This window comes from Streptomyces cathayae, from assembly GCF_029760955.1.
Lineage (GTDB): Bacteria > Actinomycetota > Actinomycetes > Streptomycetales > Streptomycetaceae > Streptomyces > Streptomyces cathayae.
In genome coordinates, this window is record NZ_CP121682.1 from 811,816 (window position 1) to 836,092 (window position 24,277).

19 protein-coding genes are annotated in these 24,277 nt (G+C 72.2%); 9 read left to right on the forward strand and 10 right to left on the reverse strand.

What is annotated here, in order from left to right; genetic code table 11:
- Window positions 1-83: 83 nt before the first annotated feature.
- The gene (locus PYS65_RS03925) at window positions 84-2,483 is read left to right on the forward strand and encodes a Tex family protein (RefSeq protein ID WP_279332355.1); all 2,400 of its coding nucleotides are present in this window, start codon (window positions 84-86) and stop codon (window positions 2,481-2,483) included.
- A gap of 55 nt (window positions 2,484-2,538) precedes the next feature.
- Here PYS65_RS03925 and PYS65_RS03930 read toward each other — a convergent pair whose 3' ends face one another.
- The 3 genes from PYS65_RS03930 to PYS65_RS03940 form a co-directional block, all read right to left on the reverse strand.
- Window positions 2,539-4,179, reverse strand: a complete 1,641-nt coding sequence (locus PYS65_RS03930; RefSeq protein ID WP_279332356.1) for an ABC-F family ATP-binding cassette domain-containing protein — start codon at window positions 4,177-4,179, stop codon at window positions 2,539-2,541.
- Between the two features lie 26 nt (window positions 4,180-4,205).
- Entirely contained in the window at window positions 4,206-5,258 is a 1,053-nt protein-coding gene (locus tag PYS65_RS03935; protein WP_279332357.1) for an oxidoreductase, read from the reverse strand.
- Between the two features lie 162 nt (window positions 5,259-5,420).
- On the reverse strand, window positions 5,421-7,142 hold the full coding sequence (locus PYS65_RS03940) for a BCCT family transporter (protein ID WP_279332359.1): 1,722 nt from the start codon (window positions 7,140-7,142) through the stop codon (window positions 5,421-5,423).
- A 180-nt stretch (window positions 7,143-7,322) separates the two neighbouring features.
- Here PYS65_RS03940 and PYS65_RS03945 point away from each other — a divergent pair, with 180 nt between their 5' ends.
- Window positions 7,323-8,021 (forward strand): MerR family transcriptional regulator, encoded by a 699-nt coding sequence (locus PYS65_RS03945; protein ID WP_279332360.1) that lies wholly within the window; start codon window positions 7,323-7,325, stop codon window positions 8,019-8,021.
- Window positions 8,022-8,266: 245 nt separating this feature from the next.
- On the opposite strand, the gene PYS65_RS03950 is transcribed toward PYS65_RS03945, so the two are convergent.
- Genes PYS65_RS03950 through PYS65_RS03960 form a run of 3 tightly spaced genes read right to left on the reverse strand, consistent with a single transcriptional unit; the run spans window position 8,267 to window position 12,902 of the window.
- Complete coding sequence (locus PYS65_RS03950; RefSeq protein ID WP_279332361.1) at window positions 8,267-10,474, reverse strand: 3-hydroxyacyl-CoA dehydrogenase NAD-binding domain-containing protein; 2,208 nt, start codon at window positions 10,472-10,474, stop codon at window positions 8,267-8,269.
- Window positions 10,475-10,512: 38 nt separating this feature from the next.
- Window positions 10,513-11,727, reverse strand: coding sequence for an acetyl-CoA C-acetyltransferase (locus tag PYS65_RS03955; RefSeq protein WP_279332362.1), 1,215 nt, complete (start codon window positions 11,725-11,727; stop codon window positions 10,513-10,515).
- A gap of 11 nt (window positions 11,728-11,738) precedes the next feature.
- The gene (locus tag PYS65_RS03960; RefSeq protein WP_279332363.1) at window positions 11,739-12,902 is read right to left on the reverse strand and encodes a CaiB/BaiF CoA transferase family protein; all 1,164 of its coding nucleotides are present in this window, start codon (window positions 12,900-12,902) and stop codon (window positions 11,739-11,741) included.
- 261 nt (window positions 12,903-13,163) lie between these two features.
- On the opposite strand from PYS65_RS03960, the gene PYS65_RS03965 reads away from it, so the two are divergent.
- Together PYS65_RS03965 and PYS65_RS03970 are read left to right on the forward strand one after the other, a co-directional pair.
- Window positions 13,164-14,360, forward strand: coding sequence for a saccharopine dehydrogenase family protein (locus PYS65_RS03965; protein WP_279332364.1), 1,197 nt, complete (start codon window positions 13,164-13,166; stop codon window positions 14,358-14,360).
- Window positions 14,361-14,454: 94 nt separating this feature from the next.
- A complete protein-coding gene (locus tag PYS65_RS03970; RefSeq protein WP_279332365.1) occupies window positions 14,455-14,670 on the forward strand; it encodes a hypothetical protein in 216 nt (71 codons plus the stop codon).
- Here the strand turns inward: PYS65_RS03970 and PYS65_RS03975 are convergent.
- Window positions 14,667-15,383, reverse strand: a complete 717-nt coding sequence (locus PYS65_RS03975; protein WP_279332366.1) for an endonuclease V — start codon at window positions 15,381-15,383, stop codon at window positions 14,667-14,669. The genes PYS65_RS03970 and PYS65_RS03975 overlap by 4 nt on opposite strands.
- Before the next feature lie 234 nt (window positions 15,384-15,617).
- On the opposite strand from PYS65_RS03975, the gene ssgD reads away from it, so the two are divergent.
- The 5 genes from ssgD (at window position 15,618) to PYS65_RS04000 (ending at window position 21,468) form a co-directional block, all read left to right on the forward strand.
- Window positions 15,618-16,034 (forward strand): spore wall synthesis regulator SsgD, encoded by a 417-nt coding sequence (gene ssgD / locus PYS65_RS03980; protein ID WP_279332367.1) that lies wholly within the window; start codon window positions 15,618-15,620, stop codon window positions 16,032-16,034.
- Between the two features lie 90 nt (window positions 16,035-16,124).
- On the forward strand, window positions 16,125-17,354 hold the full coding sequence (locus tag PYS65_RS03985; protein WP_279332368.1) for a GDSL-type esterase/lipase family protein: 1,230 nt from the start codon (window positions 16,125-16,127) through the stop codon (window positions 17,352-17,354).
- A 341-nt stretch (window positions 17,355-17,695) separates the two neighbouring features.
- Window positions 17,696-19,312, forward strand: coding sequence for an ABC-F family ATP-binding cassette domain-containing protein (locus tag PYS65_RS03990; protein WP_279332369.1), 1,617 nt, complete (start codon window positions 17,696-17,698; stop codon window positions 19,310-19,312).
- A 224-nt stretch (window positions 19,313-19,536) separates the two neighbouring features.
- Window positions 19,537-20,313, forward strand: coding sequence for a dimethylargininase (gene ddaH, locus PYS65_RS03995; RefSeq protein WP_279332370.1), 777 nt, complete (start codon window positions 19,537-19,539; stop codon window positions 20,311-20,313).
- A gap of 180 nt (window positions 20,314-20,493) precedes the next feature.
- The gene (locus tag PYS65_RS04000) at window positions 20,494-21,468 is read left to right on the forward strand and encodes an acyl-ACP desaturase (RefSeq protein ID WP_279332371.1); all 975 of its coding nucleotides are present in this window, start codon (window positions 20,494-20,496) and stop codon (window positions 21,466-21,468) included.
- 63 nt (window positions 21,469-21,531) lie between these two features.
- Here the strand turns inward: PYS65_RS04000 and PYS65_RS04005 are convergent, their stop codons facing one another.
- The 3 genes from PYS65_RS04005 to PYS65_RS04015 all read right to left on the reverse strand — a co-directional run bounded on the left by PYS65_RS04005 (window position 21,532) and on the right by PYS65_RS04015 (window position 24,067).
- Entirely contained in the window at window positions 21,532-21,777 is a 246-nt protein-coding gene (locus PYS65_RS04005) for a WhiB family transcriptional regulator (RefSeq protein ID WP_279332372.1), read from the reverse strand.
- A 182-nt stretch (window positions 21,778-21,959) separates the two neighbouring features.
- Complete coding sequence (locus PYS65_RS04010; RefSeq protein ID WP_279332373.1) at window positions 21,960-23,000, reverse strand: LacI family DNA-binding transcriptional regulator; 1,041 nt, start codon at window positions 22,998-23,000, stop codon at window positions 21,960-21,962.
- Between the two features lie 83 nt (window positions 23,001-23,083).
- Window positions 23,084-24,067 carry a multicopper oxidase domain-containing protein gene (locus PYS65_RS04015; protein ID WP_279332374.1) on the reverse strand — a complete coding sequence of 328 codons (984 nt, stop codon included), beginning with the start codon at window positions 24,065-24,067 and terminating at the stop codon, window positions 23,084-23,086.
- Window positions 24,068-24,277 lie beyond the last annotated feature (210 nt).

Here is a 24,277-nt window from a genome sequence, read left to right on the forward strand (position 1 = left end):
CGAGTCACCGCCCTGATCCCCGATTGTCGGCGCCACCTGCCACAATTGCCGCGCAACCTCAGCGAAGAAGGCGGTACGGGATCGTGACGACACCCCCCACAGGGTCCATCGAAGGCAGGATCGCCGGGGAGCTCGGCGTACAGGAGCGGCAGGTCAGAGCCGCCGTGGAGCTGCTCGACGGCGGTTCGACGGTGCCCTTCATCGCCCGCTACCGCAAGGAAGCGACCGAGATGCTCGACGATGCGCAGCTGCGCACGCTCGAGGAGCGGCTGCGCTATCTGCGGGAGCTCGAGGAGCGTCGCACGGCGATCCTGGAATCGGTGCGCGAACAGGGCAAGCTCACCGAGGAGCTCGAGGAGCGGATCCGGGGCGCGGAGACCAAGGCGCGCCTGGAGGACGTCTATCTGCCGTACAAGCCCAAGCGGCGTACCAAGGCGCAGATCGCGCGTGAGGCGGGGCTGGAACCGCTGGCGGACGGGCTGCTCGGTGATCCGGGCGTCGAGCCCCTCGCCGCGGCCGCCGCGTTCGTGGACGCGGACAAGGGCGTCGCCGACCCGCAGGCCGCCCTGGACGGGGCGCGGGCCGTCCTCACCGAGCGGTTCTCGGAGGACGCCGACCTGATCGGCGAGCTGCGGGAGCGCATGTGGGTGCGCGGGCGGCTCACCGCCAAGGTGCGCGACGGCAAGGAGGAGGCGGGCGCCAAGTTCGCCGACTACTTCGACTTCGCCGAGCCGTTCACCGAGCTGCCCTCGCACCGGATCCTGGCGATGCTGCGCGGGGAGAAGGAGGAGGTCCTCGACCTCGTCCTCGAGCCGGAGGAGGCGACGGACGGCCCGTCCTCGTACGAGGGCATGGTGGCCCACCGGTTCGGGATCGGCGACCGGGGCCGTCCCGGGGACAAGTGGCTGCTCGACACGGTCCGCTGGGCCTGGCGTACGCGCATTCTGGTGCATCTCGGCATCGACCTGCGGCTGAGGCTGCGTACGGCGGCCGAGGACGAGGCGGTGCGGGTGTTCGCGGCCAATCTGCGGGACCTGCTGCTCGCCGCCCCGGCCGGCACCCGTGCGACGCTCGGGCTCGACCCCGGGTTCCGTACGGGTGTGAAGGTCGCCGTGGTGGACGCGACCGGCAAGGTGGTCGCCACCGACGTGATCCACCCGCACGTCCCGGCGAACCGGTGGGACGAGGCGATCGCCAAGCTGGCCCGGCTGGCCGAGGAGCACGCGGTCGAGCTGATCGCGATCGGCAACGGCACCGCGTCCCGGGAGACCGACAAGCTCGCCGGCGACCTCATCACCCGGCACCCCGAGCTGAAGCTGACGAAGGTCATGGTGTCCGAGGCGGGCGCCTCCGTGTACTCGGCGTCCGCGTTCGCCTCGCAGGAGCTGCCGGACATGGACGTGTCGCTGCGCGGCGCGGTGTCGATCGCGCGGCGGCTCCAGGACCCGCTGGCCGAGCTGGTGAAGATCGACCCGAAGTCGATCGGTGTCGGTCAGTACCAGCACGACCTGTCCGAGGTGAAGCTGTCGCGTTCGCTGGACGCGGTGGTGGAGGACTGTGTGAACGGCGTGGGCGTGGACGTCAACACGGCGTCGGCGCCGCTGCTCGCCCGGGTCTCCGGCATCACGTCCGGGCTCGCCGAGAACATCGTGGCCCACCGGGACGGCAACGGGCCGTTCGGGTCCCGCCGCGAGCTGAAGAAGGTGCCGCGGCTCGGCCCCAAGGCGTTCGAGCAGTGCGCTGGCTTCCTCAGGATCCGCGGCGGCGACGACCCGCTGGACGCCTCCAGCGTGCACCCGGAGGCCTACCCGGTCGTGCGGCGCATGGTGAAGAGCTCCGGTCAGGAGGTCGCCTCGCTGGTCGGCAACACCGCCGTGCTGCGCTCGCTGCGGCCGGAGGACTTCGTGGACGAGACGTTCGGTCTGCCGACCGTCGGGGACATCCTGCGGGAACTGGAGAAGCCCGGACGCGACCCGCGGCCGGCCTTCAGGACCGCCGTCTTCAAGGAGGGCGTGGAGAAGATCTCCGACCTGTCGTCCGGGATGATCCTGGAGGGCGTGGTGACGAACGTGGCGGCCTTCGGCGCGTTCGTCGACGTCGGCGTCCACCAGGACGGCCTGGTCCATGTCTCCGCCATGTCGAAGACGTTCGTCAAGGACCCGCGGGACGTGGCGAAACCGGGCGACATCGTCAAGGTGAAGGTCCTCGACGTCGACATCCCGCGCAAGCGGATCTCGCTGACGCTGCGGCTGGACGACGAGGCCACGGAGCCGGGGGACGCCTCCGGCGGGCGCCGGCAGCGCGGCGGGGGACGCCCGCCCCAGCAGCGCCAGGGGCAGGGTCAGAAGCAGGGGCAGAGCCGCAGCGGTGGCGGCGGTCGCGGAGGCACCGTCGCGCGTCAGGCGCCCGCGCCGGCGAACAGCGCGATGGCCGACGCCCTGCGCCGTGCGGGCCTGGTCGACCCCAAGAACGGCAGGCGCTGACCCGCTGTTGCCCGGGCCCGGCCGCTCACCCCGCGGGGTGAGCGGCCGGGCCCGGTCAGTACTCCGTCACCTTGCCGTCGGCCACTTCCAGGCGGCGGGTGACGTGCACCGCGTCGAGCATGCGCCGGTCGTGGGTGACGAGCAGGAGGGTGCCCTCGTAGGAGTCCAGGGCCGACTCCAGCTGCTCGATGGCGGGCAGGTCGAGGTGGTTGGTCGGCTCGTCGAGGACGAGGAGGTTGACGCCCCGGCCCTGGAGGAGGGCGAGGGCGGCGCGGGTGCGTTCCCCCGGGGAGAGGGTGACGGCCGGCCGCATCACCTGGTCCGCCTTGAGGCCGAACTTGGCCAGCAGGGTGCGGATCTCGGCCGGTTCGGTCTCCGGCACCCCGGCGCGGAAGGCGTCGAGCAGGGTGTCGGTGCCGTGGAACAGGGCGCGGGCCTGGTCGACCTCGCCGAGCAGGACGCCCGAGCCGAGGACGGCGTGCCCGGCGTCGAGCGGGACACGGCCCAGCAGGGCGGCCAGCAGGGTGGACTTGCCGGCGCCGTTCGCGCCCGTGACGGCCACCCGGTCCGCCCAGTCGACCTGCAGCGAGACCGGCCCGAGCACGAAGTCGCCGCGGCGCACCTCGGCGTCCCGCAGCGTCGCCACCACCGCGCCGGAGCGCGGGGCCGCCGCGATCTCCATGCGCAGCTCCCACTCCTTGCGCGGCTCCTCGACCACGTCCAGGCGCTCGATCATGCGCTGGGTCTGGCGGGCCTTGGCGGCCTGTTTCTCGCTCGCCTCGCTGCGGAACTTGCGGCCGATCTTGTCGTTGTCGCCGCCCGCCTTGCGACGCGCGTTCTTCACGCCCTTGTCCATCCAGGACCGCTGCATCTGGGCGCGGTCCTGGAGCGCGGACCTCTTGTCGGCGTACTCCTCGTACTCGTCCCGGGCGTGCCGGCGGGCCATCTCCCGTTCCTCCAGGTAGGCCGCGTAGCCGCCGCCGTAGAGGTTGATCTGCCGCTGGGCGAGGTCGAGCTCGAGGACCTTGGTGACGGTGCGGGTGAGGAACTCGCGGTCGTGGCTGACCACGACCGTCCCGGCGCGCAGCCCGCTCACGAAGCGTTCGAGGCGCTCCAGGCCGTCCAGGTCGAGGTCGTTGGTCGGTTCGTCGAGCAGGAAGACGTCGTAGCGGGACAGGAGGAGCGAGGCGAGGCCGACCCGGGCCGCCTGGCCGCCGGACAGGGCGGTCATGAGGTGGTCGGGGCCGACGGTCAGGCCGAGGGAGGCGGTGACCTCCTCGGCGCGCTCCTCGAGGTCGGCGCCGCCCAGGCCCAGCCACCGCTCCAGGGCGTCGGCGTACGCGTCGTCGGCGCCGGGCGCCCCGTCGACCAGGGCCTGGGTCGTCTCGTCCATGGTCCGCTGGGCCTCGGCGACACCGGTACGCCGGGCCAGGAACTCACCGACGGTCTCGCCGGGCCGGCGCTCCGGCTCCTGCGGGAGGTGTCCGACGGTCGCCGTGGGCGGGGAGAGCCGCAGCTCTCCCCGCTCCGGCGCGCTGAGGCCGGCGAGCAGGCGCAGCAGGGTGGACTTGCCGGCGCCGTTGGCGCCGACCAGGCCGATCACGTCGCCGGGGGCGACGACGAGGTCGAGGCCGCTGAACAGGGAGCGGTCGCCATGGCCGGCGGAGAGGTTCTTGGCGACGAGGGTGGCAGTCATCAGACCGCCGATCCTAGCCCTCGGGTTCATCCGCCGGCGTGCCGGTCCGGCCGGCGCACGGGCGTCGTCCGTACCGCCCCGGCGGTACGGGCCACCAGGTAGGACTCCCCTCTCACCGTCTTCACGTCCAGGGGGATGCGGTGGCGTCCCGGTTCCAGGACGCCGTCGAAGAGTTCGTGGGTGTGGGTGCGGGAGAGGCGGTCGACGCGGTACGCGGTGAGCCGTACCCGGCAGGACGAGGTGACCTCGATCTCCGCCACGGCACCGGCCGCGGAGAGCGGGGCGCTCAGAGCGGTGAGGCGGCGCTGCTCGGGCGGGCTGCGGTCCAGGGCGTGTTCGGTCTGGGCGACGAGGAGGGGGACGACCGGGGCGAGGCCGTCGACGCAGGGCACGTGGACGCCGGCGGCGGCGAACGCGCGGCGTACGGCGTCCCGCTGGGCGGCGCCGGCCGACCGGCCGAAGACCACGGCGCTGTAGCCGCGCAGTTCGTCGGCGGGGACGCCGTCGGCGTCCTGGGCGACGTCGGCGCCGACCCCGATGGTGCGCAGGGCCGCGGCGAGCCTGGCGAGCAGGGCGACGCGGGCTCCGATCAGCAGGACACGGCGGCGGGTGCCGCCGGCGCCGTCCAGCAGGGCGGCGAGGGCCGTGCGGTAGTCGGTGCCGCGGAAGCGGAACGGGCCCAGGCCGTGGTAGCCGTTGCGTTCCAGGTCGGCGTGCTCCTCGGTCTGCCAGGCGAAGTCCCGCCAGATGTAGTCCTCGCCGTCCCGTTCGATGGCCGCGGTCACCGCGCCGCAGGCGAGGTCCTCGCAGTCGGGGCAGCCGTAGACGATGTACCGGCCGAACGGCAGCGGGGCCTCGGTCTCCAGCAGCAGGCTGCGGACCTGGGCGGTGAAGATGGCGGGCGGCACGTCGGAGGCGAGCGGGGAGACGGCGTCGAGGTCGCAGAGGCGGAACAGCAGCGGGCGTCCGTCGACGACGAAGTCGACGAAGTCCCGGTGGACCTGGTGGTCACCGCCGGAGAGGATTCCACCGGCGCGGATCGCCGGTGTCAGGCCGAAGGTCGCGTACTCGGCAGACATGCTGTGAGTATTGCCGCAGTGGGGCGGTGACGGGTACGGCATGACATATTCCGTCAAGGCCGCACGGGGCGGGCCGGGCGGTGGACGGGCCGGCCACCCCGCTTCCACGGGGGTGGCCGGCCCGTCCACCGCCGCCGGGGGCGGCCGAAGCGGCGTCGGCGGTCATTGCCTGCCGATCGGGTCTCCCTCCACGTCCGGCCCCGGGCCGGGGCCGATACGGAGTTCGAATTCGCCGTCGTACTTCGCGTGACCCGCGATGACGGCCATGTCGACGGCCTCGGAGGCCATCTCGCCCCGCACGATGAGCGGGTCGCGGCGCAGATCGCGCATGAGCGCCACGCACATCACGATCATCACGAGGACGAACGGGGCCGCCGCGAGGATCGTGAGGTTCTGCAGGCCGGTCAGCGCGTCGCCCTGGCCGCTGCCCACCAGCAGCATGATCGCGGCGACGGCGCCGGTGACCACGCCCCAGAACACCACCACCAGGCGGCCCGGTTCCAGCGTCCCGTGCTGGGAGAGGGAACCCATGACGACCGAGGCCGCGTCCGCGCCCGAGACGAAGAAGATGCCGACGAGGATCATCACCAGCAGACTCGAGGCCGTGGCGATGGGGTACTCCTGGAGCACCGCGAACAGCCGGCCCTCCGGGGTCGACGCCGCACCGAGCCGGCCCTGCTCCTGGAGCCGCATCGCGGTACCGCCGAAGACCGCGAACCAGACCAGGCTGACCGTGCTGGGGACGAGGATGACCCCGCCGATGAACTGACGGATCGTACGGCCCCGGCTGATGCGGGCGATGAACATACCGACGAACGGCGTCCAGGAGATCCACCAGGCCCAGTAGAAGACGGTCCAGCTGCCCAGCCATTCCGCCACCCCCTCGCCGGCGCTGATCTCCGTACGGCCGGCCAGCTGGGGCAGCTCGCCCAGGTAGCCGAAGACGGAGGTGGGCAGCAGGTCGAGGACGAGGATCGTCGGGCCGGCCACGAACACGAACACGGCGAGCACCAGTGCCAGCACCATGTTGGTGTTGGACAGCCACTGGATGCCCCGCTCCACGCCCGACACGGCGGAGGCGATGAACGCGACCGTGAGCACCGCGATGATGCCGACCAGCAGCCCCGTGCTGACCTTGTCCATCCAGTTCAGTTCCTGCATGCCGGAGCCGATCTGCAGCGCGCCGAGGCCCAGGGAGGCCGCCGAGCCGAAGATGGTCGCCACGATCGCGAGGATGTCGATGACGCGGCCGGGGGCGCCGTTGGCGTGCTTCGCCCCGATGAGCGGGGTGAAGACCGCGCTGATGGTCTGCCGGCGCCGCCTGCGGAAGGTGCTGTAGGCGATGCCCAGGCCGACCACGGCGTAGATCCCCCACGGGTGCAGGGTCCAGTGGAAGAGCGTGGTCGCCATGGCCAGTTCCATGCGCTCGCCCGAGTCGGCCGGGCTGGTGCCCGGCGGCGCGGTGATGTAGTGCGCCAGGGGCTCACTGACGCCGTAGAACATCAGGCCGATACCCATGCCCGCGCTGAACATCATCGCGACCCACGAGACCGTGCGGAACTCCGGTTCCTCGCCCTCGGCGCCGAGGTGGATCTTTCCGTAGCGGCTGATCGCGAGCCAGAGGGCGAAGACGACGAAGCCGGAGGCGGCCAGCATGAACGCCCAGCCGCCGTTGTGCATCAGACCGGTGAGCGCGCGGCTCGAGACCTTCTCGAGCGATTCGGTCGCCGTGGCGCCCCACACGACGAACGCGACGGTGAGCACGGCCGTGACACCGAACACCACCCGGTCGGTGCGAGGGCTCTCACGTTTGGTGAGTTTCGTTCCCGAAACCGGCTCCGGGCCTGCCGTACGGTCCTTGTCGCCGGGTTGGTCCTGCGTCACAGGCGGCACCTTTCCTCGAGCCGATGGGCGGAGGCTCACCCCCCAGACAAGCCCCTACCACGTATGGCGTGAAATTCACCTCCCGGCGGTCGTCGTCCTGTCGATCGACGACCTGATCGTGACCGGCGGGCGGGGTGGCCGAGGTGTCGCACGGATGGTGGGACAGTGATACTGCTGCACATGACGACCGACATCGAGGAGCCGGCCCTCACGATCGACGAGCTGGCGGCGAAGGCCGGGGTCACGGTGCGGACGGTCCGGTTCTACGGCAGCAGAGGGCTGCTGCCGCCCCCGGCGATCGGGCCGCGTCGCGTCGGTCATTACGGGCCGGCGCACCTGGCCCGGCTGGCGCTGATCGAGGAGTTGCAGCGGCAGGGCATGACGCTGGCGGCCATCGAACGGTATCTGGGGCGGTTGCCGGCGGATCTGAGCGTGCGGGACCTGGCGATCCAGCGTGCGGTGGTGGCCTCCTGGGCGCCCGACACGGTGGAGAGCGTGTCGCGTGAGGAACTGGAGCGGCGCGCGGGGCGGGCGCTGGACGAGGAGGACCTGCGGCGGCTGGCCGCGCTGGACGTCGTCGAGCGGGACGGCGAGGGCTTCCGGGTCGACGCGGGTCTGCTGCGGCTCGGCCTCGAGCTGCTGGACGTACCGCTGGCGCACGAGACGATCCTCGCCGCCCGCGCGGCGCTCACCGGGCATGCGCGCGCGGCCGCCCAGGACCTGTCGCGTCTGCTGCGGGACGCGGTGGCGGAGCGGGACACGCGGGACGTGAAGTCGCTGTCCGCCCATATGCATCCGCTCGTGGTGCAGGCGCTGCTGACGTCGTTCCAGCGGTCGCTGCGCGAGGAGCTGCGGGAGTGGCTCGACGGCGGGGAGTGAACGGGGAGGCGGGCCGGACGAGGTGACGGGCCGGAGGACGGGCGGGGGACGGGGCGGGCCAGAACACGGCCGGGAGGCCGGGCCGGGAGACCGAGCCAGGAGACCGAGCCGAGCCGGGAGCGGGAGACGAGCCGGGAGACCGGGAGCGGGGAGACGAGCCGGGAGACCGGGAGCGGGGAGACGGGCCGGGAGGCCGGGGGACGGGGCCGCGTTCCCCGGCCTCCCGCCGGGGCTCCTCGGGCGTCTCAGTCGGCGTCCGTGAACCGCTCTCCCTGCTCCGCCTTGGCCACCAGCAGCGCCGGCGGCGCGAAGCGCTCGCCGTAGCGCTCGGCGAGTTCACGTGCGCGTGCCACGAACCCGGGCAGGCCCGTCTCTTCCCCGGCTCCCCCCTCGTAGCCGTTGATGTACTGCAGGACGCCGCCGGTCCAGCCGGGGAAGCCGATGCCGAGGACGGAGCCGATGTTGGCGTCGGCGACCGAGGTCAGCACGCCCTCCTCCAGCAGCCGGACCGTGTCCAGCGCCTCGGAGAACAGCATCCGCTCCTGCATGTCCCGGAACGGGATCTCGTGGCCGGGCTCGGTGAAGTGCTCCCGCAGGCCGGGCCACAGGACGTCGCGCCCGCCGTCCTCCCGGTACGTGTAGAAGCCGGCGCCGGCGGCGCGGCCGGGGCGGTCGTACTCGTCGACCATGCGGTCGACGACGGCGTCGGCGGGGTGCCCGGTCCAGGTGCCGCCGGCCTCCTCGACGGCCCGCCTGGACTCGGTCCGGATCTTGCGCAGCAGGGTGAGGTTCAGCTCGTCCACCAGGGACAGCACCTTGGCGGGGTAGCCCGCCTGGGCGGCCGCCTGTTCGACGGAGGCGGGCTCGACGCCCTCGCCGACCATGGCGATGCCCTCGTTGATGAACTGCCCGATGACGCGGGAGGTGAAGAAGCCGCGCGAGTCGTTGACGACGATCGGCGTCTTCTTGATCTGCCGGACCAGGTCGAAGGCGCGGGCGAGCGCCTCGTCCCCCGTCCGCTCGCCCTTGATGATCTCGACGAGCGGCATCTTGTCGACGGGCGAGAAGAAGTGCAGCCCGATGAAGTCGTCCTGGCGTTCGACGCCTTCGGCGAGGGCGGTGATGGGCAGGGTGGAGGTGTTGGAGCACAGGAGCGCGTCGGGGGCGACGACGTTCTGGATCTCCTGGAACACCTTGTGCTTGAGGGCGGTGTCCTCGAAGACGGCCTCGATGACCGCGTCGCAGCCGGCCAGGTCCTGCGCCTCGGCGGTGGGCGTGATCCGCGCGAGCAGCGCGTCGGCCTTCTCCTGGGTCGTCCGGCCCTTGGCGACGGCCTTGGCGCACAGCTTCTCGGAGTAGCCCTTGCCCTTGACGGCCGCCTCCAAGGAGACGTCCTTCAGGACGACGTCGATCCCCGCGCGGGCGCACGAGTGGGCGATGCCGGCGCCCATCATCCCGGCGCCGAGCACGGCGACCCTGCGGACCTGGCGGGGCTCGACGCCCTGGGGGCGGTTGGCTCCGGCGTTGACGGCCTGGAGGTCGAAGAAGAACGCCTGGATCATGTTCTTCGACGTCTGTCCGGCGGCCAGCTCGACGAAGTAGCGGGCCTCGATGACCTGGGCGGTCTCGAAGTCGACCTGGGCGCCCTCGACGGCGGCGGCGAGGATGGTGCGCGGTGCCGGGTAGGGGGCGCCGTTGGTCTGCTTGCGCAGGTTGGCCGGGAAGGCGGGCAGGTTGGCGGCGAACTTGGGGTGGGACGGGGTGCCGCCGGGGATGCGGTGGCCGGGCCGGTCCCAGGGCTGGGCGGACTCGGGGTGGGCGTCGATGAAGGCGCGGGCCTTGGCGAGCAGCTCCTCGCGGGTGTCGGCCACCTCGTCGACGAGGCCGTTCTCCAGGGCGCGCCGCGGGCTGTACTGGGTGCCCTGGAGCAGCACCTTCAGCAGGGCGTCGGTGATGCCGAGCAGGCGGACGGTGCGGACGACGCCGCCGCCTCCGGGGAGCAGGCCGAGGGTGACCTCGGGCAGGCCGATCCTGGAGCCGGGGGCGTCGAGGGCGACGCGGTGGTGGCAGGCCAGGGCCAGTTCGTAACCGCCGCCCAGGGCGGCGCCGTTGATCGCCGCGACGACCGGCTTGCCGAGCGTCTCGATGCGGCGCAGCTGCCGCTTGATCGCCAGACCGCCGTCGAACAGGTCCTGCGCCGTGTCGGGGGTGACCCGGATCAGGTCGCGCAGGTCGCCGCCCGCGAAGAAGGTCTTCTTGGCGGAGGTGAGGATGATGCCGCGGACGGAGTCCGGGTCGGCCCGGAGTTCCGCCTCCAGACGGTCGGTGATCACGGCGAGCGAGTCGCGGAACGCCTGGTTCATGGTGTTCGCGGACTGGTTCGGATCGTCGAGGACGAGGGTGACGACGCCGGTGTCGTCCTGTTCCCAGCGGATGGTGGTGCTCTCGGTCATGAGGGGTCTCCGTAGAAGTCGCGGGTGGGTCGCCGGGTTCAGAGGCGTTCGACGACGGTGGCGATGCCCATCCCGCCGCCCACGCACAGCGTGGCCAGGCCGTAGCGCCGGTCGCGGCGTTCGAGTTCGTCGACGAGGGTGCCGAGGATCATCGCGCCGGTGGCGCCCAGCGGGTGGCCCAGCGCGATCGCGCCGCCGTTGACGTTGACCTTCTCCAGCGACAGGCCCATGTCCTTGACGAAGCGCAGCACCACCGCCGCGAACGCCTCGTTGATCTCCACGAGGTCGATGTCGTCGATGGTCAGCCCGGCCCTGGCCAGCGCCTTGCGGGTGGCGGGGGCGGGGCCGGTGAGCATGATGGTGGGCTCGGAGCCGGACACCGCGGCGGAGACGATCCGGGCACGCGGGGTCAGCCCGTACCGCTCCCCGACCTGCCGGGAGCCGACGGCGACCAGGGCGGCGCCGTCCACGATGCCGGAGGAGTTGCCCGCGTGGTGGACGTGGTCGATCCGCTCCACCCAGTGGTACTTCTGCAGCGCCACCGCGTCGAAGCCGCCCAGCTCACCGATGTCGGCGAAGGACGGCTTGAGCCCGGCGAGGGAGTCGGCGGTGGTGCCGGGGCGCGGATGCTCGTCGTGGTCCAGCACGACCAGTCCGCTGCGGTCCCTGACCGGGACCACGGACCGCGCGAAGCGGTTCTCCTTCCACGCGGTGGCCGCCCGCTCCTGGGAGAGGGCCGCGTACTCGTCGACGTCCCGGCGCGAGAAGCCCTCGATGGTGGCGATCAGGTCGGCGCCGATGCCCTGCGGGACGAAGTTCGTGGCGAGGTTGGTCATCGGGTCGTTGAACCAGGCGCCGCCGTCGGAGGCCATCGGCACCCGGGACATCGACTCCACGCCGCCGGCCAGCACGAGGTCCTCCCAGCCGGAACGCACCTTGGCGGCGGCCAGGTTGACGGCCTCGAGGCCGGAGGCGCAGAAGCGGTTCTCCTGGACGCCGGCGACGGTGTCGGGCAGTCCGGCGGCGATGGCGGCGATCCGGGCGATGTCGGAGCCCTGGTCGCCGACGGGGCCCACGACGCCGAGCACGATGTCGTCGACGGCGGCCGGGTCGAGGTCGGGGAAGCGGTCGCGGATCTCGTGGATGAGGCCGACGACCAGGTCGACGGGCTTGGTGCCGTGCAGGGCACCGCTGGCCTTGCCGCGACCGCGCGGGGTGCGGATCGCGTCGTACACGTACGCTTCGGTGCTCACAGGATGGCCTTTCACTGAGGGGGTCGGGGCGCGGATCGCTGAGGGTCTCGGGGCGCGGACAGCAGTCGGGGGACGTCCCAGTCGCGGGCCACGTCGTCGGTGTCGGCGCCCGGCCGGGCGGGCCCGGTGCGCACGGTGGTGGGGGTGGCGGAGAACCGCGGGGCCGGTGCGGGCTGGGTGATGCCGTCGTGGTCGGTGAAGGTGCCGCGGGCGGCGAGGTGCGGGTCGTGCGGGGCCTCGCGCAGCGACAGGACGGGGGCCACGCACGCGTCGGAGCCGTCGAAGACGGCGGTCCACTCGTCGCGGGTACGGGCCTTGAAGCGGGCGGCGACGTGCTCGCGGAGCGTGGGCCACCTGGCGACGTCCCGGTGGGCGTCCGCCTGGTCCTCGATGCCGAGGAGCCGCAGGAACTCGGCGTAGAACTGCGGCTCCAGCGCGCCGACCGCCATGGCTCCGCCGTCGGCCGTCTCGTAGGTGCCGTAGTACGGGCAGCCGCCGTCGAGGAGGTTGCCGCCGCGCCGGTCCTGCCAGCTGCCGGCGGCGAGCATGCCGTGGATCATCGCGGACAGGTGGGCGGTGCCGTCCACGACGGCGGCGTCCACGACCTGCCCGGTGCCGCCCGCGCGCACGTGGTGCAGCGCGGCGAGGACGCCGACGACCAGGTAGAGGGAGCCGCCCGCGTAGTCGCCGAGCAGGTTGGCCGGGACGGCCGGTGGCCGGTCGGGGCCGCCGATCATGCCGAGGGCGCCGGTGCGGGCGATGTACGCGATGTCGTGCCCCGCGCGGTCGGCGAGCGGGCCCTGCTGGCCCCAGCCGGTCATGCGGCCGTAGACGAGGCGCGGGTTGCGGGCGTGGCAGTCCCCGGGGCCGACACCGAGGCGCTCGGCGACGCCGGGGCGGTAGCCCTCGAGGAGGACGTCGGCGCGCTCGGCCAGGTCGAGGACGCGGTCGGCTCCGTCGGGGGCCTTCAGGTCGACGACCACGGAGCGCTTGTTGCGGTTGGTGACGTCGTACGCGGCCTCGATCGCGAGCACCGGGGCGTGGGGGCGGTCCACGCGGACGACGTCGGCGCCCAGGTCGGCGAGGAGCATGGCGGCGAACGGGCCGGGGCCGATCCCGGCCAGCTCGACCACGCGCACGCCGGTGAGCGGCCCCTGCGCCGGTACCTTCGTCATCGCACCCCCAGCTGTGACACAACTGATGTAACACCAGTGATGCTAAGAACACGTTCCATCCGGCACAAGAGGCCGAGCAAGCGCTTGGCCAGCGTTTCGGTCACTCTACGGCGCGGTCCTCGCCGCGCTCCCGCTCGGCCCGGCGTTTCCACCGCGGTCGTCGGGTTCCGCACCCTCACGCTAGCCTCGGCCACCGACAGCGGCACGACCGCGGAGCCAGGGGCGTCACGATCGCGGGGTGCGCCCACGACAAGGGGTGTCATGAACGGGCTGAACAGGACGGGTGACCGTCCCTACGACATCGTGCTCTTCGGGGCCACCGGCTTCGTCGGGACGCTCACCGCCGAGTACCTCGCCGCCCACGCGCCCTCCGGTCTGCGCTGGGCGATCGCGGGCCGCTCCCCCGAGAAGCTGGAGCGCCTGCGGGAGCGGCTGGAACGGTCCTTCGGCGATCCGGGGATCGGGGTGCTGCGGGCGGACGTGTCCGACCCGGCCTCGTTGCGCACGCTCGCCGAGCACGCGCGCGTGGTGGCCACGACCGTGGGCCCCTACGTGACCTACGGCGAGGGACTCGTCGCCGCCTGCGCGGACACCGGCACCGACTACCTCGACCTCACCGGTGAACCGGAGTTCGTGGACCTGATGTACGTCCGCCACGACGCACGCGCGCGGGAGACCGGCGCGCGCCTGGTGCACGCCTGCGGCTTCGACTCGGTCCCGCACGACCTGGGCGCGTATTTCACCGTGCAACAGTTGCCGGAGGGGGTACCGCTGACGGTGGACGGTTTCGTGACCGCCGACGCCGCCTTCTCGGGCGGGACCTTCGCCTCGGCGCTGGGCCAGTTCGCCCGGCCCCGGCAGCTCCGCGCGGCGGCCCGGGACCGGCGGCGGCACGAGCCGCGGCTGATGGGGCGCCGGGTGTCGACGCCGTCGGGCGGGCCGCGCCACGCCCCCGAGGTCGGCGCCTGGGCCCTGCCCCTGCCGACCATCGACGCGCGGATCGTGCGCCGGTCGGCGAAGGCGCTCGACCGGTACGGGCCCGACTTCCGCTACCGGCACTACGCGGCCGTCCGGCACCTGCCGTCCGCGGTGGGCGGGGTCGCGGCCGTGGCCGCGCTGGTCGCGGCGGCCCAGCTGCCGCCCCTGCGGCGCCGCCTGTCCGACCGGCTGGCACCCGGTGACGGACCGGGACCCGAGAAGCGCGCCAGGAGCTGGTTCACCGTCCGTTTCGTGGGCGAGGGCGGCGGACGGCGGGTCTTCACGGAGGTCGCGGGCGGCGACCCCGGCTACGACGAGACGGCGAAGATGCTCGCCGAGGCGGCGCTCTGCCTGGCCTTCGACGACCTCCCGCCGGCCTCGGGACAGGTCACCACCGCGGTGTCGATGGGCGATGCGCTGATCGAGCGGCTGCGGGCCGCGGGCATCCGCTTCCGCGTCGCCGCGACCCGCCCGTCCTGAGCCCGGGTCGAGACTTTTCGACGCTCGCCTCCCGCAGGTCCGGCACGCCGTTCACCCAAGTCTCAAAGGGGAGTTCAATGAAACAATCGAGGGCATGCGATTTCTTCTCGAAGTGAGCATGGACGACGAGGCGTTGGCCGAGGATCCCGCGGGTGAGCTGGGGCGGATCCTGCGGTACTGGGGCGGGAACCTGCGCCACTACCCGATGAAGCCCGGGGACGGAGCGGAGATCTACGACTCGGAGTACCGCGAGGTGGGGCGCTGGCGCATCGAGCAGGACGAGCGGGACGAGCGGCGGGGAACCGCCTAGGCGCCGGTGTCCCCCGCGTCCCGCGCCTCCCCCGCCTCCCGCAGGGCCCGGCGGCACAGGGCGTCCGCTCTGCGGGTGGTCTCCGGGAGGCGGTACGCGGGGGTCAGCGCGAGGGTGTGGGCGCGGGCGTCGGCGAGGGTCACGCGGTGGCCGACCGAGACGAAGACCGGCTTGACGGCGTCCCGGGTGCGCAGGGCCAGGCCGACCTCCTCGGCCCCGGCGAGCAGCGGAGCCGTGCTGCCGCGCGGGGTCGCCGGGGTCGTGAAGGTGAAGGTGAAGGGGTTCTTGGCGACGCCGATCGTCGGCAGTCCGGTGAGCACCCCGAGGTGACTGGCGAGGCCGAAGCGGCGGGGGTGGGCGAGTCCGTAGCCGTCGCAGACGACCAGTCCCGGCGGGCACGGCAGGGCGTCGAGGGCGGCCAGGACGGTGGGGATCTCCCGGAAGGCCAGCAGACCCGGAACGTACGGGAAGGAGATCCGGCCGACGGCCGTGGCCTCGGCGACGACCTCCAGGCTGCCCGCGTCCAGGACCACGGCCGCCGCCGCGACGAGGTCCCGCTCGTCGTCGTACGCCACGTCCACCCCGGTGACCCGGCCCGTTCCGGGCGGCGGGCCGGGCTCGTCGAGCACCACCCGCCCGCGCAGTCCGTCCTGGACCGCGCGGGCCTGCTCCTCGGTCGTGGGCCAGTCCGCCGGGATGCGTACGCTCGTCATGGTGGCGACGAGCCTACGGGCCCGGGGTCCTGTCGCGGCGGGGCGGGGCCCCGCGCAGGCCGTCCATACCATCCGCCGGGAGACTTCGGCCACTCGGACGCATGGAGGCGGTGACAGAGGTCACTCTGTTCTGGTGGGCACGGATTGGCTGATTCCGTCGTCTCTTTGAGTAGGCCGCCCTATCCGCCCGGAAGCCGTTCAGCCGTCGTTCAGCCGTCACGAGGGAGCAAGGCGTTGTCCACCGTCATCGAGCAGCCCGTCGAAGCCCGGCTCGTCGCCGCCGCGCCGCGGATGCCGAGCATTCCCGCCACGTTGCACTACGACCGGAGCGACCCGTTCGCCGTGCGTATGACCTTCCCGGCCCCCGCCACCCTGGAGGGCGTCGAGGTCTGCTGGACCTTCGCCCGCGAACTGCTCACCGCGGGGCTGCACGAACCCGAGGGCCACGGCGACGTACGGGTGCGGCCGTACGGCTACGACCGGACGGTGCTGGAGTTCCACGCGCCCGAGGGAACCGCCGTCGTCCATGTCCGCTCGGGCGAGATCCGCAGATTCCTCGAGGCCGCCGGCGAACTCGTACCGGTCGGCCTGGAGCACCTCCAGCTCGACCTGGACCACGATCTCGCGGAACTGATCCGCGATGCCTGCTGAGCCACGGCGTGGGGCGAGCCGGGCACCCGGCGGGCGCCCGTGCCCGGAAAAGCGTTTGCGGACCGCCCACCCGGTTGACAGCCTGCGGTCATGAGCACCCCTGGCCCCCGCGACCCCCGCGACCCCGCACCCGAGAGCACGCCGGCGCCTTCGGCAGAGGGCTGGGTCACCACCCCGCTCACCGAGGAGCTGCTGCGTGGCGCGCTCGAACTGGAGCGGACCGCGCGGGGAGTGCAGCCGCACCGGTTGCCCGCCCGGGCCCGCGCGCAGGGTGCCGACGGTCAGCTGAACATGGCGGAGGCGCAGCCGTCCGGCGTCCGGCTGGTGTTCCGCACCCGGGCCACCGCCGTCGAACTGGACGTGCTCCGCACCAAGATGGCCTACGAGGGCGCCCCGCCCCGCCCGGACGGCCGCTACGACCTGCTGATCGACGGCGAACCGGCCGGGCAGACCGAGGTCACCGGTGGGAACGTCCTGCTGATGGACATGGCCACGGGCTCCGCCGACCTGCGGCCGGGCCCCGTCGGCACCGCCCGCTTCACCGGGCTGCCGGACCGTGACAAGCGCGTCGAGATCTGGCTCCCGCACAACGAGATGACCCAGCTGGTCGCCCTGCGCACCGACGCCCCCGTGGAGCCGGTGGCCGGTGGGGACCGCAGGGTGTGGCTGCACCACGGCAGCTCGATCAGCCACGGTTCCGACGCCGCGAGCCCGACCACCACCTGGCCGGCGCTGGCCGCCTCCCTCGGCGGGGTGGACCTGGTCAATCTGGGGCTGGCCGGCAGCGCACTGCTCGACCCGTTCACCGCGCGGGCGATGCGGGACACCCCCGCGGACCTGATCAGTGTCAAGATCGGGATCAATCTGGTCAACGCCGATCTGCTGCGGCTGCGTGCCTTCGTACCGGCGGTGCACGGCTTCCTCGACACCATCCGCGACGGCCGGCCGAAGACGCCGCTGCTGGTCGTCTCGCCGATCCTGTGCCCCCTCCACGAGGACACCCCGGGCCCGAGCGTCCCCGACCTCAGCACCATCGGCGAGGGCCGGCTCCGGTTCGCGGCCATGGGGAAGCCGGAGGAACGGGCCGCCGGCAAGCTCACCCTCAACGTCATCCGGGAGGAGCTGGCCCGGCTGGTGGAGCAGCGGGCCGCCGACGACCCGAACCTGTACTACCTGGACGGCCGCGAGCTCTACGGCGAGGCGGACCACGCCGAGCTGCCGCTGCCTGACGCGCTGCACCCGGACGCCGCCACGCACCGCCGCATCGGTGAGCGCTTCGCGCAGCTGGTCTTCGGCGACGGCGGGCCGTTCGCCGGCTGAGCCGCCCGGCTCCCGCTCCGTCTCCCCTCCTTCCCTCCTCTCCCCTCCCTCCTGCCCGCCGCTCCGCCGCTTCGAAATCGCGTTGACAGCGAATCCGGCCCCTCGTAGCGTTGTCAGCGCTTCTGTTGCCGTCGATCGGAGAAGGACGTTGCTCGTCTGAGGTCCTGAGACACCGCGTCACACCTGTGGGGTGTGCACGTCGCGTGCGACCTCGGCGTACGAGCCGTCCTTGCGGGACAGGGCTTTTTTCATGCCCGGACCCTCCCGCCCGGCCTGTCGTCCCGCGGTGTCTCGATACGCGTTCGCACCCGACCGCATCACGCAACCGCGCGGAGGCCCGTATGACCGCATCCCTCACCTGTACCTCCCTGTCCTTCACCTGGCCCGACGGCACCCCCGTCTTCGAGGGCCTCGACGCCTCCTTCGGTCCCGGCCGGACCGGGCTCATCGGCATCAACGGGTCAGGAAAATCAACCCTGTTGAAGCTCATCGCCGGTGAACTCCGGCCGGCTGACGGCGCCGTACGCGTCGCCGGCGAGGTGGGCTACCTGCCGCAGAACGTGACGCTCGACACCGCGCTGAGGGTCGACGACGCGCTCGGCATCGCCGCGCAGCGCGCCGCACTGCACGCCATCGAGGCGGGCGACGTGGCCGAGGCGCACTTCGAGACCGTCGGCGACGACTGGGACGTGGAGGAGCGCGCCCTGGCCGCCCTCGGTGAACTCGGTCTCGGACACATCGGGTTGGACCGCACCATCGGCGAGGTCTCGGGCGGCGAGTCGGTGCTGCTGCGGCTGGCCGCGCTGCTGCTGGGCCGGCCCGACGTACTGCTGCTCGACGAACCCACCAACAACCTCGACCTGTACGCACGCAGACGGCTGTACACGGCCGTCGAGGACTGGCCGGGCCTCATGGTCGTGGTCAGCCACGACCGTGAACTCCTGGAACTGGTCGACCAGATCGCCGATCTGCGCTCGGGAGAGGTCACCTGGTACGGCGGCAACTACTCGGCCTACGAGGAGGCGCTCACGACCGAACAGGAGGCGGCCGAACGCATGGTGCGGGTCGCCGAGTCGGATCTGCGCAAGCAGAAGCGCGAACTGGCGGACGCCCAGGTCAAACTGGCCCGCCGCAAGCGGTACGGGCAGAAGATGTGGGACAGCAAGCGCGAACCGAAGATCGTGATGGGCGCCCGCAAGCGCGCGGCACAGGAGTCCGCGGGCAAGCACCGCATCATGCACGAGGAGAAGCTCGCCGGGGCCAAGGAGCGGCTCGACGAGGCGGTGGAGGCCGTACGGGACGACGACGAGATCCGTGTCGACCTGCCGCACACCGCCGTACCACCGGGGCGCACCGTCCTCACCCTCAAGGGTCTGGAACTCGCGTACGGCGCCCGGGTGGAGGGCCACGTCGAGCTGCGGGGCCCCGAGCGGGTCGCGCTGATCGGGCGCAACGGCGCGGGCAAGACGACGCTGCTGCGCACCGTCGCGGGCGAGCTCCCGCCGGTGGCCGGCGAGGCGACGGCCCAGGTCCCGCTGCGGTTCCTGCCGCAACGGCTCGATGTCCTCGACGGCGAACTCAGCGTCGCCGAGAACGTGGCCCGCTTCGCGCCGGGTGCCACCGACAACCGGATCCGGGCGAGGCTCGCCCGCTTCCTGTTCCGGGGTGCCCGCGCCGACCGGAAGGCGCTGACGCTCTCCGGCGGCGAGCGTTTCCGGGCGGCACTGGCCGCGCTGATGCTGGCCGAGCCCGCGCCCCAGCTGCTGATGCTGGACGAGCCGACCAACAACCTCGACATCGCGAGCGTCCGCCAGCTCACCACGGCTCTGGAGTCCTACGAGGGGGCGCTGATCGTGGCCAGTCACGACCTGCCGTTCCTGGAGTCGGTCGGGATCACGCGCTGGCTGCTGCTGGAGGGGGGAGAACTGCGGGAGACCACACCGGACGCCATCGACTGACCGGCCCGGCCCTCCACCGGCTGGAACCAGGACGGCAGGAAGCAGGACAGCAGGGAGCAGGACGGCCCGGCTGGTCACCGGCGGTGGATCTCATCGCCGCCAGGGGTGGTCCCGACCGGCTTCTCCCTGCATGATGGCTGCGCCGTCATCCGTGGGAGACCGGCCGGCCCACCGCGCCCTCCGCGGCGGTGCCGGACCGCCCCGTCCGATCCGGAGTCACGCTCGTGCCCAGCAAGAAGGCCCTCGTCCGCCGTCCCGGCCCCCGACTGGCCGAAGGGCTGGTGACCCACATCGAGCGGGAGCGCGTCGACGTCGGCCGCGCGGTGGAGCAGTGGGAGGCGTACACCGAGGCGCTGCGCGGCCACGGCTGGGAGACGGTCGAGGTGGACCCGGCCGACGACTGCCCCGACTCCGTGTTCGTCGAGGACACGGTCGTCATGTACCGGAACGTGGCCCTGATCGCCCGGTCCGGTGCCGCGTCCCGGCGCGCGGAGACCGCCGGGGTCGAGGAGGCCGTGGCCGCGCTGGGCTGTTCGGTGAACCGGATCCGGGAGCCGGGCACCCTGGACGGCGGGGACGTCCTCAAGATCGGCGACACCGTGTACGTGGGCCGGGGCGGGAGGACCGACGCGGCCGGGATCCAGCAGCTCCGGGCGACGTTCGAACCGCTGGGCGCCCGGGTCGTCGCCGTGCCCGTGAGCAAGGTGCTGCATCTGAAGTCGGCGGTGACGGCGCTGCCGGACGGGACGGTGCTCGGCCACCTCCCGAATCTGGACGCGCCGTCGCTGTTCCCCCGTTTCCTGCCGGTGCCGGAGGAGTCCGGTGCGCACGTGGTGCTGCTCGGCGGGGACCGGCTGCTGCTGGCGGCGAGCGCGCCGAGGACCGCGGAGCTGTTCGCGGACCTCGGCTATGCGCCGGTGCCGGTGGACATCGGGGAGTTCGAGAAGCTCGAGGGCTGCGTCACCTGCCTCTCGGTCCGGCTCCGGGACCTGTACGCCTGAGGGGGCCTCCTTCCCCCGTACGGCCCCTGGACGACACGCGGAGCCCCCCCCTGATCTGCGGCCTTTACAGCGCGCTTAACCTACGGTTTCGTAACCTACGGTTTCGTAGCCTACGATCCCGTAAGTTGCCGGCGCCGCCCGCCGACACCCCTTGTCTGTCACGTCCCCCTGGAGTACCCCATGTCGATCACTTCTCCCCACCTCGGCAGCCCGGCCGTGTGGACCGACGCCCGGCTGTTGTACGCACTGGAGGAAGTGGTCGAGAAGGAGCTCAACCGTCATCTGAAGGTCGCCAAGGACTGGATGCCGCACGAGTACGTGCCGTTCAGCGACGCCCGTAACTTCCCCGGCTTCTTCGAGGACGGCGAGGCATGGGAGAAGGAGCAGTCCAAGGTCACCGAGGTCGGCCGGGTCGCCCTGGTGGTGAACCTGCTGACCGAGGACAACCTCCCGAGCTACCACCACGAGATCGCCACGCTGTTCGGCCGGGAGGGCGCCTGGGGCACCTGGGTGCACCGCTGGACCGCGGAGGAGGGCCGGCACGGCATCGTGATGCGGGACTACCTGCTCGCCTCACGGGCGGTGGACCCGGACAAGCTCGAGCAGTTCCGCATGTCCCACATGAGCGAGGGCTTCGAGTCGGACAACCGCCACTCGATGCTGCACTCGATCGCCTACGTCGCGTTCCAGGAGCTGGCCACCCGTGTCTCGCACCGCAACACCGGCCACCACTCCGGTGACCCGGTCTGCGACCGGATGCTGGCCCGCATCGCGACCGACGAGAACCTGCACATGGTCTTCTACCGCAACCTGCTCAAGGCCGCCTTCGAGCTCGCCCCCGACCTCACGATGCAGGCGGTGCGGGACGTCGTCGTGAACTTCCGGATGCCGGGGCACGGCATTCCCGGCTTCGAGCGGGCGGCGGCGCAGATGGCGATCGGCGAGGTCTACAACCTGCGCATCCACCGCGACGACGTGCTCCTGCCGGTGATCCGCCACCTGAAGGTCATGGAGATCGACGGGCTGGGCGCCGAGGGCCTTCAGGCCCAGGAGGAGCTCGGGATGTTCCTCGGCGGTCTGGACTCCGAGGCGGCGAAGTTCGACGAGAAGCTCGCCGCCCGCAAGGCCCGGATGGCGGCGCGCGCGGCCGGCTGACCCCGCACTCCCCGCAGACACCGGCGGGCCGACCCGGGCAGACCGGGCGGCCCGCTGTTCTGTCTAGCGGGACGCACGCCGTAGCTCCAGCCGTTCCTTCTCCGACAGTCCGCCCCAGACGCCGAAGCGCATGTCGTGGGTCAGGGCGTAGTCGAGGCAGGTGGCGCGGATGGGGCACAGAGCGCAGATCCGTTTGGCCTCACGCACCGAACTGCCGGGCTCGGGGAAGAAGAAGTCGCCTCCGGTCTGCGCGCACAGGGCCTCTTGCTGCCAGGCGAGTTCGGGCGGCGCGATGGTGTCGATGTGCATGGTCGAAAGCGTGCCGACCATCGAAAAACGTTCGCTCAACACCGGATCAACGCGCCGCGCCGAGGACCTCCGGCCTCCACCGGCTCCCCTCGCCCACCGCCGACCACCGCCGACCACCGCCGACCACCGCACGAACGATGCCCGCACGGACGCCGGAACGCACGGCGGCGCGCGGAGACACGTCACGCGGAGGCGCGGCGTACCAGCGTCGTCGGGAGGACCACACCGGCCAGGTCGCCTCCCGAGGTGTCGTGCGTGCGGGCGGTGCGGTCGAGGCCGCGCAGGAGGAGCCGGGCCATCAGCCGGCCCATCTCCAGGATGTCCTGACGGACCGTGGTCAGCGGGGGGTCGGTCTGCTCGGCGAACGGCAGCATGTCGTCGAAGCCGACCACCGCCACGTCGTCCGGCACCCGCCGCCCGTGCTCGCGCAGCACCCGCAGCGCGCCCGCCGCCGTGAGGTCGTTGGCGGCGAACACCGCGTCCAGGCCGGGGCAGCGCTCCAGGAGTTCCCGCATCGCCCGCTCGCCGCCGGCCACGGTGAAGTCGCCCTCCGCCACGAGCCGCGGGTCGGCGTCGGCCACGGCGTCCCGGAAGCCGTCCAGCCGGTCCACCGCCGAGGTCTGGTCCAGGGCGCCGGTGATGTGCGCGACCCGGCTGCGGCCGAGGCCGAGCAGGTGCCGTACGGCGTCGCGGGCGCCGCCCCGGTTGTCGCTGTCGACGTACACGACGCCGTCCCTGCCGCCGGACCAGCCGGGCCGGCCGCCGAACACCGTCGGGACGCCCGCGCGCTGGATCAGTTCGGGCAGCGGGTCGTCGCGGTGGAGCGAGAACACCAGCGCGCCGTCGACATGGCCGCCGGCCAGGTAGCGGGCGACCCGGGCGTGGTCGGCACGGCCCTCGGTGAGCAGCAGCACGAGCTGGTTGTCGTGGGCCGTCAGCTCCTTGCTGATGCCGCGCAGCTGGCGGGCGAAGAAGGGGTCGGAGAAGACCCGGCTCTCCGGTTCTGCGACGATGACGGCGATGGCGTCGTGGCGGTTGGTCACCAGGCTGCGGGCCGCCTGGTTGGGCACGTAGCCGAGTTCGTCCACCGCCTGCCGCACACGCTCGGCCAGGGGCTCGGTGACGCCGTCGGCGCCGTTGACCACGCGGGAGACGGTGGCCCGCGAGACCCCGGCCCGCGCGGCCACGGCCTCCAGTGTGGGGCGCTGCACTGTCTCGGTCACGTCGGCGGCTCCTCACCTGCGGTTGCGGATCAGGATAGCCCCGGCCGCGGCGGAGGTGAGAGCGCTCTCGCGGGTGCTCCCCGTCAGTGCTCGTGCGCCTCGCCCTCCCCCGCGGACCCGTGGCCGTGCTCGTGCGGGTCGTGGCCGGGGATCGTGCCGTCCGGCTTCTTCACCAGGAACATCCCGGTCATCCCCATGTCGGAGTGGCTCTGCACGTGGCAGTGGTACATCCAGGCACCCGCTCCCACCCCCTCCCCCGCGATGATCTGGAAGCCGAAGGAGTCCGCCGGACCCACGATCTTGTTGTCGATGACCTGGCTCGGGTCGTCGGGGCCGGTGAGCATGCCGGTCCGGTTGTCGGCCCAGCGGTGACCGTGCATGTGGAAGGTGTGGTAGTACTCGCCGTGCGTGATCATGACGATCTCGACACGGTCCCCGACGGTGGCCTCGAAGTCGGGGCCGGTGTGGGCGGGCCTGTTGTTGATCGTCATGTCGTTGAAGACGATCGTGTGCGTCCGGTCCGGCAGGACGTCTCCCTTGCGCCGCACGATCACCGGGCCGTACAGGCCGTTGCGGATGCCGCCGGTTCCGTGTTCCGTGCCGACCACGTGGTCGTGGTAGTGCCAGTAGCCGGCGCTGCCGGACCGCCAGGTGCCGTCCGGGCGCCGTCCGGGCTTGTGGGTGCGCCAGGTGTAGGTGCGGGTGTCACCGGGTGCCACGTCGCTGCGGTTCATCTTGGTGCCGTCGCTGGAGATCTCGTAGTCCAGGCCGTGGACGTGCAGGCTCACCGGCACGTCCATGGTGTTCTCGAACTCGATGTGCAGCGTGTCGCCTTCGTTGAGCTCGATCAGGGGGCCGGGGACGGACGCCTTGCCCTTCTCCAGGCCGTAGCCCATTTTTCCGCCGTCCAGTCGTTCGGCGTACAGCTTGACGCGCCTCACCTCGCCGCCGGCGGGCGCGGTCTTCGCCGGCGTGGCGGCGCCGACCGCCTCGGGCCCCAGAGACATCGATGTCGCGACGACCGCGCCGCCCAGCAGCACCCGCCGGTTGAAGTCGCGTCTTTGCATGCCGAACTCTCCCTGCTCGTAAGGGACTTGATGGTGCGGATCTGTGAGAGACGTGAGCACAACGGCCGTGATATTGCTGTCATGAACCTGTGAAACCGTACCGGCCACCCTCCCGTTTATCCACACTCAGGACAAAGTTCGTTCCATTGCGGCCATAGGTATTGGCGTGTGACGCAAAGAGGTCTAGCTTCCTTGACGCTGTCGCTGCGA

Coding starts and splice junctions, on each gene's coding strand:
- PYS65_RS04015 (WP_279332374.1), bottom strand. CDS start 24,067: ATGCAAAGACGCGACTTCAACCGGCGGGTGCTGCTGGGCGGCGCGGTC.
- PYS65_RS03990 (WP_279332369.1), top strand. CDS start 17,696: ATGACCGCATCCCTCACCTGTACCTCCCTGTCCTTCACCTGGCCCGAC.
- PYS65_RS04000 (WP_279332371.1), top strand. CDS start 20,494: ATGTCGATCACTTCTCCCCACCTCGGCAGCCCGGCCGTGTGGACCGAC.
- PYS65_RS03985 (WP_279332368.1), top strand. CDS start 16,125: ATGAGCACCCCTGGCCCCCGCGACCCCCGCGACCCCGCACCCGAGAGC.
- PYS65_RS03930 (WP_279332356.1), bottom strand. CDS start 4,179: ATGACTGCCACCCTCGTCGCCAAGAACCTCTCCGCCGGCCATGGCGAC.
- PYS65_RS03970 (WP_279332365.1), top strand. CDS start 14,455: ATGCGATTTCTTCTCGAAGTGAGCATGGACGACGAGGCGTTGGCCGAG.
- PYS65_RS03945 (WP_279332360.1), top strand. CDS start 7,323: ATGACGACCGACATCGAGGAGCCGGCCCTCACGATCGACGAGCTGGCG.
- PYS65_RS03960 (WP_279332363.1), bottom strand. CDS start 12,902: ATGACGAAGGTACCGGCGCAGGGGCCGCTCACCGGCGTGCGCGTGGTC.
- PYS65_RS03965 (WP_279332364.1), top strand. CDS start 13,164: ATGAACGGGCTGAACAGGACGGGTGACCGTCCCTACGACATCGTGCTC.
- PYS65_RS03950 (WP_279332361.1), bottom strand. CDS start 10,474: ATGACCGAGAGCACCACCATCCGCTGGGAACAGGACGACACCGGCGTC.
- PYS65_RS03975 (WP_279332366.1), bottom strand. CDS start 15,383: ATGACGAGCGTACGCATCCCGGCGGACTGGCCCACGACCGAGGAGCAG.
- PYS65_RS03935 (WP_279332357.1), bottom strand. CDS start 5,258: ATGTCTGCCGAGTACGCGACCTTCGGCCTGACACCGGCGATCCGCGCC.
- PYS65_RS04005 (WP_279332372.1), bottom strand. CDS start 21,777: ATGCACATCGACACCATCGCGCCGCCCGAACTCGCCTGGCAGCAAGAG.